At 69.4% G+C, this 13672-nt stretch carries 13 protein-coding genes; 7 read left to right on the plus strand and 6 right to left on the minus strand.

What is annotated here, in order from left to right; translation table 11 throughout:
* Positions 1-325: 325 nt before the first annotated feature.
* The 5 genes from VIR15_RS07845 (at position 326) to VIR15_RS07865 (ending at position 6961) form a co-directional block, all read left to right on the plus strand.
* The gene (locus VIR15_RS07845) at positions 326-2950 is read left to right on the plus strand and encodes an ATP-dependent Clp protease ATP-binding subunit (RefSeq protein ID WP_331926916.1); all 2625 of its coding nucleotides are present in this window, start codon (positions 326-328) and stop codon (positions 2948-2950) included.
* A 166-nt stretch (positions 2951-3116) separates the two neighbouring features.
* Positions 3117-3851: an ABC transporter ATP-binding protein gene (locus tag VIR15_RS07850; RefSeq protein ID WP_414654943.1), complete on the plus strand. Its 735-nt coding sequence runs from the start codon at positions 3117-3119 to the stop codon at positions 3849-3851.
* Positions 3848-5176 carry an FtsX-like permease family protein gene (locus tag VIR15_RS07855; RefSeq protein WP_331926917.1) on the plus strand — a complete coding sequence of 443 codons (1329 nt, stop codon included), beginning with the start codon at positions 3848-3850 and terminating at the stop codon, positions 5174-5176. Before VIR15_RS07850 ends, VIR15_RS07855 begins: the two co-directional genes overlap by 4 nt.
* Positions 5177-5255: 79 nt before the next feature.
* The gene (locus VIR15_RS07860; protein ID WP_331926927.1) at positions 5256-6443 is read left to right on the plus strand and encodes an LCP family protein; all 1188 of its coding nucleotides are present in this window, start codon (positions 5256-5258) and stop codon (positions 6441-6443) included.
* Positions 6440-6961 carry an amino-acid N-acetyltransferase gene (locus VIR15_RS07865; protein WP_331926918.1) on the plus strand — a complete coding sequence of 174 codons (522 nt, stop codon included), beginning with the start codon at positions 6440-6442 and terminating at the stop codon, positions 6959-6961. Before VIR15_RS07860 ends, VIR15_RS07865 begins: the two co-directional genes overlap by 4 nt.
* A 63-nt stretch (positions 6962-7024) precedes the next feature.
* Here the strand turns inward: VIR15_RS07865 and VIR15_RS07870 are convergent, their stop codons facing one another.
* From VIR15_RS07870 to radA, 6 genes are all read right to left on the minus strand, one after another.
* Entirely contained in the window at positions 7025-7999 is a 975-nt protein-coding gene (locus VIR15_RS07870; protein WP_331926919.1) for an ABC transporter ATP-binding protein, read from the minus strand.
* On the minus strand, positions 7996-8796 hold the full coding sequence (locus VIR15_RS07875; protein ID WP_331926920.1) for an ABC transporter permease: 801 nt from the start codon (positions 8794-8796) through the stop codon (positions 7996-7998). The genes VIR15_RS07870 and VIR15_RS07875 overlap by 4 nt, the downstream gene beginning before the upstream one ends.
* The gene (locus VIR15_RS07880) at positions 8789-9583 is read right to left on the minus strand and encodes an ABC transporter permease (RefSeq protein ID WP_331926921.1); all 795 of its coding nucleotides are present in this window, start codon (positions 9581-9583) and stop codon (positions 8789-8791) included. The genes VIR15_RS07875 and VIR15_RS07880 overlap by 8 nt, the downstream gene beginning before the upstream one ends.
* Positions 9584-9648: 65 nt before the next feature.
* Positions 9649-10560 (minus strand): iron-sulfur binding domain-containing protein, encoded by a 912-nt coding sequence (locus VIR15_RS07885; RefSeq protein ID WP_331926922.1) that lies wholly within the window; start codon positions 10558-10560, stop codon positions 9649-9651.
* Positions 10561-10580: 20 nt separating this feature from the next.
* Positions 10581-11663 (minus strand): DNA integrity scanning diadenylate cyclase DisA, encoded by a 1083-nt coding sequence (gene disA / locus VIR15_RS07890; protein WP_331926923.1) that lies wholly within the window; start codon positions 11661-11663, stop codon positions 10581-10583.
* A 53-nt stretch (positions 11664-11716) separates the two neighbouring features.
* On the minus strand, positions 11717-13132 hold the full coding sequence (radA, locus tag VIR15_RS07895) for a DNA repair protein RadA (protein ID WP_331926924.1): 1416 nt from the start codon (positions 13130-13132) through the stop codon (positions 11717-11719).
* A gap of 75 nt (positions 13133-13207) precedes the next feature.
* Between radA and VIR15_RS07900 the strand changes: the two genes are divergently transcribed.
* On the plus strand, positions 13208-13384 hold the full coding sequence (locus VIR15_RS07900) for a hypothetical protein (RefSeq protein WP_331926925.1): 177 nt from the start codon (positions 13208-13210) through the stop codon (positions 13382-13384).
* Positions 13385-13534: 150 nt separating this feature from the next.
* Positions 13535-13672: histone-like nucleoid-structuring protein Lsr2 (locus VIR15_RS07905; RefSeq protein WP_331926928.1), on the plus strand; the 138-nt coding region annotated here is incomplete at its 3' end.

Raw genomic sequence — 13672 nt, forward strand, 5'->3', positions numbered from 1 at the left:
AACCGGCACCTCGGTCCCGATGTTGCGGGGATGAGGGCCAGATCCCCGCCGAACCGGCACCCCGGTCCCCAACTGGCGGGACGTGAGCTGGGGGGCGGGCGGAAGGAGTGGGACGCAACTGTGACCCCGGGAGGGCGCTCAGCGGCATACCCCGGGTAGAGGGAGAGGACCGAGCCGTGTTTCCGCTCACGGCGAACAGGGGGCCGAAACCTGAGGCAGGCAGGCTCAAGATGGGAACACTCACGCACAGGCTCGCGTTGTGCGGGGTGCCTGCTCACAGCGGGCGTGGATAGCATCGAGGTATCTCGATCAGGCAGGAGAAGACATGTTTGAACGGTTTACCGACCGGGCCCGACGGGTGGTGGTCCTGGCGCAGGAGGAAGCACGCCTGCTCAACCACAACTACATCGGCACCGAACACATCCTCCTGGGTCTGATCCACGAAGGCGAGGGCGTCGCTGCCAAGGCTCTGGAGAGCCTGGACATCTCCCTCGAGGGCGTGCGGGCACAGGTCCAGGAGATCATCGGCCAGGGCCAGCAGGCCCCCACCGGCCACATCCCCTTCACACCCCGGGCCAAGAAGGTCCTCGAGTACTCGCTCCGCGAGGCACTGCAGCTCGGCCACAGCTACATCGGCACCGAGCACATCCTCCTCGGCCTGATCCGTGAGGGTGAGGGCGTCGCTGCCCAGGTCCTCGTCAAGCTGGGCGCCGAGCTGAACAAGGTGCGCCAGCAGGTCATCCAGCTGCTCTCCGGCTACCAGGGCCAGGGCGGCCAGGGCGAGAAGACCGGTGCCGGGGTCGGCCAGGCCACCGGCGAGGGCACCCCTGCGGGGAGCCTCGTCCTCGACCAGTTCGGCCGCAACCTGACGCAGGCCGCGCGCGAGGGCAAGCTCGACCCGGTCATCGGGCGCGAGACAGAGATCGAGCGGGTCATGCAGGTGCTGTCTCGCCGCACCAAGAACAACCCGGTCCTCATCGGCGAGCCGGGCGTCGGCAAGACCGCGGTCGTCGAGGGTTTGGCCCAGGACATCGTCAAGGGCGAGGTGCCCGAGACGCTCAAGGACAAGCAGCTCTACACGCTCGACCTCGGCAGCCTCGTCGCAGGAAGCCGCTACCGCGGTGACTTCGAGGAGCGGCTGAAGAAGGTCCTCAAGGAGATCCGCACCCGCGGCGACATCATCATCTTCATCGACGAGATCCACACCCTCGTCGGTGCCGGTGCCGCCGAGGGAGCCATCGACGCCGCGAGCATCCTCAAGCCGATGCTCGCCCGCGGTGAGCTGCAGACGATCGGCGCGACGACGCTCGACGAGTACCGCAAGCACATCGAGAAGGACTCGGCGCTCGAGCGGCGGTTCCAGCCCATCCAGGTGCAGGAGCCGACGCTGCCGCACGCCATCGAGATCCTCAAGGGTCTGCGGGACCGCTACGAAGCGCACCACCGCGTCACCATCACCGATGGTGCGCTGGTCGCGGCTGCCAACATGGCCGACCGCTACATCAACGACCGCTTCCTGCCCGACAAGGCGATCGACCTCATCGACGAGGCGGGCGCGCGCCTGCGCATCCGCCGGATGACCGCTCCGCCGGACCTGCGCGAGTTCGACGAGCGCATCGCGCACCTCGTGCGCGAGAAGGAGTCGGCGATCGACGGCCAGGACTTCGAGCGGGCCGCCCGGGTCCGCGACGAGGAGAAGCGGCTCCGCGCCGAGAAGGCCGAGCGTGAGGCCCAGTGGAAGTCCGGCGACATGGACGTCGTGGCCGAGGTCGATGAGGAGCTCATCGCCGAGGTCCTCGCGGCCAGTACCGGCATCCCGGTCTTCAAGCTGACCGAGGAGGAGTCGAGCCGACTGCTCCACATGGAGGACGAGCTGCACAAGCGAATCGTCGGCATGAACGACGCCGTCAAGGCCCTGTCCCAGGCCATCCGGCGCACCCGCGCCGGCCTGAAGGACCCGCGCCGTCCCGGTGGCTCGTTCATCTTCGCCGGTCCGACCGGTGTCGGTAAGACCGAGCTCGCCAAGACGCTCGCCGAGTTCCTCTTCGGCAGCGAGGACGCGCTGATCAGCCTCGACATGTCGGAGTACTCCGAGAAGCACACGGTGAGCCGGCTCTTCGGCTCCCCGCCCGGCTACGTCGGCTACGAGGAGGGCGGCCAGCTGACCGAGAAGGTCCGCCGGAAGCCGTTCTCGGTCGTGCTCTTCGACGAGGTGGAGAAGGCTCACCCGGAGATCTTCAACAGCCTGCTGCAGGTGCTCGAGGACGGTCGCCTCACCGACTCGCAGGGTCGGATGGTCGACTTCAAGAACACCGTCATCATCATGACGACCAACCTCGGCACCCGAGACATCTCCAAGGCGTCGATGGGCTTCTCGGCCGGGCCCGACAGCCGCTCCGACTACGAGCGGATGAAGGCGAAGGTCACGGATGAGCTGAAGCAGCACTTCCGGCCGGAGTTCCTCAACCGCGTCGACGAGGTCATCGTCTTCCCGCACCTGTCGCGCGACGAGATCACGCAGATCGTCGACCTCGAGATCGCCAAGCTCGACAAGCGGCTCAAGGACAAGGACATGGGCATCGAGCTCACGCCCGAGGCCAAGGACCTGCTCGCCAAGAAGGGCTACGACCCCGTGCTCGGCGCGCGGCCGCTCCGCCGCACGATCCAGCGCGAGATCGAGGACGCCCTCTCGGAGAAGATCCTCTACGCCGAGTTCACGTCCGGCCAGTACGTGCGGATCAGCACCGAGGGCGAGGGCAAGGAGGAGAAGTTCACCTTCAGCAGCATGGCGCACCCGGACCACCGCCCAGCGGACGACCTGCCCGAGCTGCCGGAGGGCGCGGCTCTGGACGAGGCGCTCGGCGCTGATCTCGTCGGTGTCCCGGACCCGACCCGCGACGTGACCGGCAGCGCCGGCCCGACCGCCGGGTCCGGCACCGAGACGGCCTGACCGACGTCACGCCACCCCCGAAGGGGCCGAGGAGACATCCTCGGCCCCTTCGTCATACCCAGGTCGTAGCCAGGCCGCCCCACCTCCAGACCGACGGTCGACGCGGCCGGCCGCCCGCCCGGGCGAGCCTTGGGACATGACACAGACTCAGACATCACGCAGCCGTATGCCGCTGGGCGCGCGCTCGCAGGACCGTTCCCTCCCAGCCCCCGACGGTCGTCTCATCGCGCGAGACCTCGTCATGCGCTACGGCCCGGCATCGGACGGCACCCTCCCCGCCCTCGGCGGCGTCTCGCTGACGATCGAGCCCGGCGAGAGCGTGGCAGTGATGGGGCCGTCGGGCTCGGGCAAGACGACGCTGCTTCACGTGCTCGCCGGCATCCTCGGCCCGACCTCGGGTCAGGTCCTCTGGAACGACCGGGACGTGGCCAGGCTCAGCGACGCGGATCGGACACTATTGCGGCGGCAGGACTTCGGCTTCGTGTTCCAGCAGGGCATGCTGCTGCCGGAGCTGCCGGCCGTGGAGAACGTCGCGCTGCCCTTGCTGCTCGATGGTGTCCGTCGCAGCGAGGCGACCAACCGGGCACGGGCCCTGTTCGAACCGCTCGGCCTTGCCGGGTTGGAGCGGCGCCGGCCCGGTGAGCTGTCCGGAGGGCAGGCGCAGCGAGTGGCCATCGCTCGGGCCCTGGTCGGTCGGCCGGGTGTCGTCTTCGCCGACGAGCCGACCGGCGCCCTCGACCAGACGACGAGCGCCGAGGTGATGCGGCACCTGACCGGCCTCACCTCCCACAGCGGCGCGTCGCTCGTCGTGGTGACGCATGACCAGAACGTCGCCCGGTGGTGCTCCCGCCTCGTGCGCATGCGTGACGGCCTCATCGACACAACGGAGGTGCAGGCATGACCGCGTCGCTCTCCCTGTGGTGGCGGATGCGGACGTTGGACGCCCGGGAAGACCGGGTGCCCGGGCTGCTGTCGGTCATCGCCTTCGCCGTCGCGACGGGTGCGCTGCTCGTCAGCCTCGGCGGCCTGCATGCCTTCGAGACGAGGAACGCCGATGACGTCTCCGGCCCGGGTGCCCTGTGGCCCACCATCGGCGAGACGTACGTGACGCTGGCCTGGGTCGCCGTCACCTGTCTGGTCATCCCGATCCTCACCCTCGGCGGAGTCGCGGCTCGACTGGCCATTGCCCGTCGCGACCAACGGCTCGCCGCGCTGCGCCTCAGTGGCGCCACCTCCGCCCAGGTCACGGTCATGACGCTCGCGGAAGCGGCGACCCAGGCGCTCCTCGGCGCCCTCGCCGGTGTGCTCGTCTACGCGGCGGCACTCCCCCTTGTAGCGCAGCTGACCTTCCAGGGCCGGACCTTCGACGTGTCAGAGCTCATCCTGCCGATCGGCCAGGTAGCCCTCGTCGTCGTGGCCGTGGTAGCCGTCGCTCTCATCTCGGGGCTCTCCTCCCTGGCCAAGGTCGTCATCGGGCCGCTCGGCGTGGCGGCGCGGACGACACCGCGTCGGCTGAGCGCCGTGCGCGTCGTCGCGGCCCTGATCATCGGGGTCGTCTGGTTCGTCGCGATCAACACGATGGACCGGCCGGCCCGGGCCACCGCCGTCGTCGTCCTGTCCGCGATGATCCTCGCCGTCAACGGCCTCGGCCCATGGGTCGTCATGGTGGCCGGGCGAGTCGCCGCGCGGTTCGCGCCCACGTCGGCCACGCTGCTGGCCGCCCGGCGTATCGTCGACGACCCGCGGAGCACCTGGCGCGCCGTGGGCGCTCTGGGGCTCGGCATCATCGTCACCGGGTTCACGACGCTCGCGACCTCGGAGGCGAGCCAGCAACGCGCTGCCGACGCGGTCATGGCCAAGGACATGTCGACCGGCGCCATGGTGACGCTCGCGATCATCACGGTCATCGCGGCAACGTCGACCGGCGTCGTCCAGGCCGCGCGGGTGTTCGACCAGCGGCCCCAGTACCGCGCGCTCAGCCTCGCCGGCACTCCCCTGGCGACCCTGCACCGGGCGCGCTCCCACGAGATCGGGCTCCCCCTGGCCGTGACGGTCGTCGTCTCCGCCGGGTTCGTCCTCGTCCTCATGCTGCCGTTCCTGTCCTACATGGACGTGACGCTCGTCGTCCGGTTCCTGGCGGCCGCGGCCGTCTCCGCGGCGACGATGATGGTGTCCGTGGCGGCCTCGCGGGGCCTCGTGCGGCGGGCGGCGGGCGTGACGCCCTGATCGGTGTCGCCAGCATCGCCCAGCATCGCCCGGTGTCGCCCGGTAGCGCCGTGGTCCGGTCGTCTACGGTTTCCCTGTGATGCTCGGACCTGCACGCCACCGCCGGGTGGCCGCCCTCACCGCCTCCATCGCCACCGTTGCACTGCTGGGCGCTTGCACCGCAGATCCCGAGCCACCAGCAGGCGGCACCAACGCGGGCACGACGACCACCGCGGCGGGCACTCCACCGGCGACGCGGACGCCAGCTGTCGAGGGCGCGCCGGCCGACCTGGCGTCGCTCGTCGAGCGCCTCTACGGAGGCTCCGACCTCGGTGATGCTGCCAACGCCGAGACCGTAAAGTCCCTCAAGGAACGAACAGCACCTGGCTCGACCGTCCCGGCGGGCGCCAAGGCGGCCGTGGGCTCCTGGTTCGACACGCCCATCGCCGTGGTCACGGCGGGGGACGACGTGACCTTGGCCGTCGGGCCGACCTGGCAGGTCGTCGGGGGCTGGTGGCCCTCGCTCGGCGTCAAGACGGCCGCCCTCGGCGGGGGCCCCCGCTGGGTGCTCGCCCTCGGCTCCGATGCACGCAAGGGCCAGAACCTGGTCCGCTCACGGGCCGACACGCTCCAGGTCGTCGGCCTCGACGGCAAGGGCGGCGGTGGCGTCATGGGAATGGCCCGGGACCTCTGGGTGCCGCTCAGCACCGGCGGCAAGGGCAAGATCAACTCCGCGATGGCACTCGGCGGTCCGGCGGCCCAGCTCGACACCGTCCGCAAGGCGACCGGACTGCCGATCGAGGGCTACGCCGTCATCGGCTTCGAGGGCTTCAAGCAGCTCATCGACGACCAGGGCGGCATCCCCATCGTCGTCCCGGAGACGGTCAACGCCTCGCATGCCCGCCTCGTCATCGAGAAGGGGCCACAGGTGCTGAGCGGCAAGGAGGCCCTCGCCTACGCCCGCGAGCGCAAGACGCTGCCCGATGGCGACTTCGGACGCTCGCGTCACCAGGGCCAGCTCCTCGTCGCCGCGGCGATCAAGGCCAAGCTCGCCGGGCCGATCGCGGTGCCCGGCGCGCTGACCAGCTTCAGCACCGTCGGCCAGAGCGACCTCTCCGCCGAGGAGATGCTCACCTTCGCCGCCGGCCTCTACCGGGTCAATCCCACCCAGGTCGGACGCGGCGTCGCAGCTGGGCCCTTCGGCTGGGCAGGCTCGCAGTCCATCGTCGTGCTCGGCGACCAGGCCAGGCGACTCTTCGCGTCGTTCGCAGACGGCAACCTGTCATGACCACGACCCCGTCAGCCGACAACGTGGTCCTCCGCCGTGCGCGAACGTCCGACATCAAGGGAATCCGCTCCCTCGTCGCGCCGTTGGCCGAGCGCCGGGTGCTCGTGAGCAAGGAGGCGGTGACCTACTACGAGAGTGTCCAGGAGTTCGTCGTCGCCGAGCGCGACGGCATCCTCGTCGGCTGCGGGGCCCTGCATGTCATGTGGGAGGACCTCGCGGAGATCCGCACGCTCGCTGTGACCGACGCGCTGCTCGGCACCGGCCTCGGCGGCCGAATTCTCGAGGCCCTCGTCGCGGACGCCCGCGAGCTCGGGGTCCGGCGGCTCTTCTGCCTCACCTTCGAGGTGCCCTTCTTCACCCGTCACGGTTTCGCGCCGATCGAGGGCCAGGCGGTCTCGGCCGAGGTCTACGCAGAGCTGCTCCGCTCCTACGACGAGGGCGTCGCGGAGTTCCTCGACCTCGAGCGCGTCAAGCCCAACACGTTGGGCAACACGAGGATGCTCCGCACGCTTGAATAGCCCGTATGCCGCTGAGTTCACTTCCAGCGCAAGCCAGCTCAGCGGCATACCCCCTTCTTTGTCTCAGGAGCCCCGGGAGGTCGCGTAGATCCGGCGGACCACGTCTTCGATGTTGGGCTCCTCGATCGTCAGGTCGCGGACCTCAGCGCGACGGGAGACGTCGGCGAGCACCGCCGCTGCCGTCGTCTGGGTCGCGTCGAAGGCCAGCCGCTGGCGCAGGCCGTCCGACTCGGAGTCGACGAGCCGCGCGCGCTGAACGCCCTCGAGCGGCGGCGTGGGCACGGCCAGGTCGATGACGAGGAGTCGCTCCGCCCCCACCGTGGCGGCGAGGCCCTGGAGGGTCCCGTCGAAGGCCAACCTGCCGCGGTCGACGACGAGCACCCGGTCGCAGAGCCGCTCGATGTCGCCCATGTCGTGGGTGGTGAGGAGCAGCGTGGTGCCGCGTTGGCGCCGCTCCTCGACGAGGAACTCGCGAAGCCGCTGCTTGGAGAGCACGTCGAGGCCGATCGTCGGCTCGTCGAGGATGAGCAGGCGGGGCGAGTGGAGGAGGGCTGCGGCGATCTCGGCGCGCATCCGCTGACCGAGCGACAGCGAGCGCACCGGTGTGTCGAGCTGCGGACCCATCTCTAGCTGGTCGACCAGCCGGGCCGTCCGGGCCTGCGCCTCAGCGGGGTCCAGCCGGTGGATCGCGGCGAGGATGGTGAAGGACTCGTGCAGCGGCAGGTCCCACCACAGCTGGGATCGCTGGCCGAACACGACCCCGACCTGACGGGCCACCTCGATCCGTTGCCGCATCGGGTCGAGTCCGCACGTCCGCGCCCGGCCAGAGGTCGGTTTGAGGATGCCGGTCAGCATCTTGATCGTCGTCGACTTGCCGGCTCCGTTGGCACCGATGTAGCCGACGGCCTCGCCCGGCTGGATGGCGAACGTCATGTGGTCGACCGCCCGGGTGCGCCGCGCGCCACGCCGGAAGTCGCGAACCAGGTCCTGCGTCTCGATGATCGGTGTCGGCGCGATATCGGCGCGTGTCACGGTCATCCACCTGCTCCCTGGTAGCGGCGCGTGCCGGCCCGCCAGCAGCTGCCGGCGACGACCCATGCGAAGACTGCCGCGAGGGGGGTGCACCAGGCCAGCCAGGTCGGTGCGAGCACGTTACCCGGCAGGTCGAGGATTGCGACAGCCGGCAGGTAGGCGACGAAGGCGGTCGGGACGACGAAGGTCCAGAAGATCCGCAGCGGATCGGGGAAGACGCGCTGCGGTTGCTGGGCAGCGTAGGAACCGCCGTAGGTGAAGGCGTTGGTGAACTCTGCACCGTCGACGACGAAGAACTGCAGCCCTCCCGCAGCGGTGAAGAGCGCGGAGAAGATGGCGGTCCCGCTCAGGACGGAGAGTATGAGCAGGACGACCGTGGCTGTGTCCCAAGCGATCTCAGCCCTCGCCAACGCGATGGCGAGAACGATGATGGCGACGGTGAGGCGCCCGATGCGGCGCAGGGAGATCTCGCTCGACATGAACTGGGCGAGCAGCGGCAGCGGTCTCACGTAGAACGCGTCGATCGTGCCGGCGCGAATGTACGTGGGCAGCTGGTCGAGGTGGCCCACGACCATGTCGGCGATTGAGAAACAGATGTTGGACAGGGCGAAGACCAGCAGGGCCGCGGTGAAGTCGAGGCCACCGAGGACATCGACGTTGTGGAAGATGACCCAGACCTCGGCGAGCTCCGTGAGCCCGACGCCCACCGTCCCGAGGATGTCCGTGACGAATGAGGTGCGGTACTGCAGTTGCGCGCGGATGCGCGAGCCGAGGATGGCCCGATAAGGCGTCAGGTCAACCACCCTGCACCTCCAGACGGCGACGGCCACGGTACAGGACCACCTGCCCGACCACGATGAGAACCGCTCCCCAGGCCAGCTGGCCCGCGAGCGTCATCCAGATGGCGCCGTCATCGACGCGTCCGGACAGGATGTCGAGCGGGTTCTGGAGCATCGCGGGGAACGGCGTCCACTGAGCCAAAGTGCGGAGCCAGTCGGGGAACCACGGGATCGGCACGTAGAGGCCGCACAGGAAGCCGGACGTGATCATCCACACCAGCCGGATGCCGCGCACCTCGATGACCCAGAAGGCGAGCAGGTTGACGATGAAGCTGGCGGCGAATGCGACCACGACGGCAATGACGACGGAGACGAGCCCGAGGACCCACGAGTCCAGCCCGGGTGGGGCTGCGAGGTCGTAGAGCAGGGCGCCGATGAGGAGCGCTGGTGCGCCACGCAGGATGAGGTTGATGCCCGCGCGGCCGAGGTCTCCTGCGAGGTAGGTGAGTTGCGGGTTGAGCGGCCGGAGGAAGTCGATCGCGATGTCCCCGGTGCGCACCCGGTCGCCGACCTCCTGGAAGCCCCAGAGATTCACCGCGCCGAGCAACGCCTGGCCCCACCACACGAAGGCGAGCACCTTTGGGGCGTCGTACCCGCCGATCTGCGTGCCTGCGGCTGTGACCGCAGCAACGAGGACCGACGCGCGGATGAGGCCGAAGACGGAGTTGGTCGTCATCCCGGCCAGCAGGGCCAGGCGGTACGTGGAGTGGCGCCGGAAGCCTGCTCTGACCAGGAGGGCGAAGGTTCTCATCGGTCACCCAGCATGGCGGAGGACCTGCAGCCGAGTCCGCATGACATGAAGGGCTGCTCCTGGTCTCAGGCAGGCAGCCGAAAGCGCTTGCGCGACAAAGGCTCGACGAGGCCATCCGCGACGAGAGAGTCCAGGCATCGCATGACCTGGACTCGCTCGGGCCCGGCGCCTTCCAGCGCCGTGAGTGGAAGGGCCCGATGCTCGTCCCGCAACCGCCGCAGGATCTCGCCTCGGACCTGGCGGTCGGTGCCGTGCCAGGCCTGCCCGCGCCGCGGCGGCCCTTCGTGGGCGGGACGGCCGGACACGTTCCAGGCACAGAGGTCGGCGACGGGGCACTCCCCGCATCGTGGACCCCGCGCCATGCAGACGAGAGCGCCGAGCTCCATGACCGCGACGTTCCACGTGTTCGCCTCGTCCCGTGCCGCCCGTGCCGTGTGCCGCTCGGCCGGCATGGCACTCGCGGCCAGCTCCGTCTCGGCCCGAGTCAACGTCGCCTCGGGAAGTGCCTTGCCCTGCAAGGTTCGAGCGAGGACGCGTCGCACATTCGTGTCCACGACGACCTCCGGTATCCCGAACGCGAAACAGGCGACGGCGGCCGCGGTGTAGGCACCGACACCCGGCAGGTCGAGCAGCTCGGCAGGCGTCCGGGGCACAGCGCCACCATGCCGCTCGACGATGACCGTTGCTGCCTCGTGCAACCGCAGTGCACGCCGGGGGTAGCCAAGTCGGCCCCAGGCTCGCACGGCGTCCCCGGGTGCGGCAGCGGCAAGCGATCCAGGCGTTGGCCATCGCCTCATCCAATCGCGCCAGATCGGCTCGACCCGAGACAGCGGTGTCTGCTGGGCCATCACTTCGGACAGCAGGATTCCCCATGGGCTGCAGCCGGGTTCGCGCCACGGAAGGTCGCGACCCGCTTGGGCGTACCACCCATTCACGCGCTCACGCAGCACGTCGAGCGGCACCAAGCCCAGCGGCATACGGAATCTCGTTCTCCGCGTTAGACGTAACGTTCGAGAATCGACGACTCGGCGAGACGGGACAGGCCTTCGCGGACTGCGCGGGCCCGGCCCTCACCGACACCGTCGACGAGCATGAGGTCCTCGATGCCGGCTGCGAGCAGGCGCTGCAGCGACTCGAAGTGGGAGACCAGGCGTTCGACGATCGCCGTCGGCAGGCGGGGCACCTTGGTCAACAGGCGATAGCCCTGCGGGCTCACCGGGGCGTCCAGGCTGTCTCCGACGATCGTGAAGCCCACCGCCCGGGCGTCGGCTCCGAGATCGAGCAGCTCGACGGAGTTGAGCGACTCGAGGTTCGCGAGGGCCTCGTCGGCCGTGAGATCCGACTTGGTGGCCGGCAGGTAGTCGCGGATGACGAGCTCGCGGTCGTTGCCGAGGCCACCGACGAGTTCCTCGAGCTGGAGCGCGAGCAAGCGGCCATCCGTGCCCAGCTCGACGACGTAGTCCTGGATCTCGGCCGAGATGCGCCGAACCATCTCGAGGCGCTGGAGCACCGACGTGACGTCGCGGATCGTGACGAGGTCCTCGATCTCGAGCGCTGACAGCGTGCCGGTCACTTCGTCGAGTCTGGCCTTGTAGCGCTCGAGCGTCTGCAGCGCCTGGTCCGCGCGCGACAGCGTGGTCGGCGAACCCTCGACGACGTGGCGCAGGTTGCCGACGTAGAGCGCAACGACGCCCATCGACTGGCTCACCGAGATGACCGGGAAGCCGGTCTGCTTGGCCACCCGCTCGGCGGTCCGGTGGCGCGTGCCCGACTCGGACGTGTCGATGCTCGAGTCCGGCACGAGCTGGGTCGCCGCACGGAGGATGCGGGTTCCCTCGCGGTCGAGAACGACGGCGCCATCCATCTTGCAGAGCTCGCGGACCCGTGTCGCCGAGAACTCGACGTCGAGGGCGAAGCCACCCGTGCAGATCGACTCGACGATCCTGTCGTGACCGAGCACGATGAGAGCGCCGGTGCGGCCGCGAAGAATCCGCTCGAGCCCATCGCGCAACTCAGTCCCGGGAGCGACCGCGGCGAGGGCCGCGCGTAGCAGCAGCTCGTCGTCGTCGTTCCTGTCCATCACTTCCCGTTCGGCTGAGGGCGGGGCTGCACCAAGGCTTGGTGGTCCGCAGTCTAAGCGGTGTCACGCGTCAGTGCGGGCGCTGTGCGTCGCATGGCGAGGCGACGCATCGTCTCAATCGCCTCGGCGACGCTGCCGACCTCGATCACGTCGAGCCCATCCGGCACCGGAGCATCGGCCCGGCTGCCGGTCGGGACGACGGCGTGCCGGAAGCCGAGTCGAGCGGCTTCGTTGAGGCGTCGGCCGATTCCCGTTGCCCTGCGGACCTCCCCAGCCAGTCCGACCTCCCCGATGGCGATGGCATCGACCGGCAGCGGCAGGTCGAGGACGGAGGACGCGAGTGCACAGACCAGGGCGAGGTCGGCGGCCGGTTCAGTGACCCGCGCGCCGCCGACCGTGGCTGCGAAGATGTCCTGGGACCCGATCGGCGCGCCAGCGCGCTTGTCGAGAACGGCGATGACCATCGCCAGCCTCGATGCGTCGAGACCGCTGGACGTCCGCCGTGGCGACGGCAGCGTGGACGGGGCGACGAGGGCCTGGATCTCCGTGACGAGCGGACGGCGGCCCTCGAGCGTGACCGTCACACACGTGCCGGCCACCGCGTGGTGGCGATCTGACAGGAACAGACCGCTCGGGTCGGCCAACCCCACGATGCCCGCCTCGGACAGGTCGAAGCAGCCGACCTCGTCCGTCGGGCCGAACCGGTTCTTGACGGCACGGACGAGGCGCAGACGTGAGTGCCGGTCACCCTCGAACTGGATCACGACGTCGACGAGGTGCTCGAGCACTCGGGGACCCGCGATCGAGCCGTCCTTGGTGACGTGACCAACGAGCAGGACGGCGATCCCGCGCTCCTTGGCCGCCCGGATCAGGCTCACGGCAACTTCACGGACCTGGGAGACGTTGCCTGCCTGGCCTTCGACCTCGAAGCTCGCGATCGTCTGCACGGAGTCGACGACGAGCAGCTGCGGGGTGCTCGCCTCGATGTGGCCGAGGACGGTGGCGAGATCGGTCTCGGCGGCGAGGTACAGGCTGTCGGCCAGCGCGTCGATGCGGCCGGCCCTCGCCCGGACCTGGGGGGCGGACTCCTCGCCGCTGACGTAGAGGGTGGCTGCGCCCTGTCGCGCGGCCCGCGCCGCGACGTCGAGCAGCAGCGTCGACTTGCCGACGCCCGGCTCGCCGGCCACGAGGACCACGCCGCCGGCCACCAGACCGCCACCAAGGACGCGGTCGAACTCCGGGACTCCCGTCGGACGTGCCGTCGCCGTCCTCACATCGACCTCGCCGATCGGCACGGCCGGTGTGACCACGGGTGCCGCGGCGGTGCGTGGCACGCTGGCGCCGCCTGCCTCCGCGACACTTCCCCAGACCTGGCACTCGCCGCACCTGCCCACCCACTTGGCCGTGGTCCATCCGCACTCGGCGCATCGGAAGCGGGGAGAACGCCGGCTCGTCGACTTGGTGGCCATGGCCGCCACCGTAGAGGTCGGGGGCGACAATCCGGGGAGACAGGTCCGGCCCCGGACCCGTGGGATCATGGAGACATGGAATCGGTCCTGCCCTACGTCCTCGCGCTCCTCCCGACGGTGGGTGTCGCCTGGCTCTTCTACGTCATCATCAAGAACATTCTCGAGGGCGACCGGCGTGAGCGAATTGCGCTGGCGAAGTGGGAGGCAGAGCGCAGGGCCGAAGCAGCCAGCAAATCCGCGGACGAACAGTAGAAGGTTGTACGATCGGCACCGCCGGAAGTTTCTCCACAATTGCCGCCGGGCGATTCCGCTGGATTGGTAGTTCCGTGTAAATTGGCCGTCGACGCGAATACGAAGCATTCACGTCGCTCCCATTACCATCACAACACCAGATGGAGCAACATGGCTCAGCGAGTCGAAGTCGTCCTGATCGACGATGTTGACGGCGGACACGCCGACGAAACCGTCTCCTTCGCGCTCGACGGGGTCTCTTACGAGATCGACCTCAGCGACAAGAATGCGAAGAAGCTGCGCGACGCA

The organism is Intrasporangium sp., from assembly GCF_036566125.1.
Classification (GTDB): domain Bacteria; phylum Actinomycetota; class Actinomycetes; order Actinomycetales; family Dermatophilaceae; genus Intrasporangium.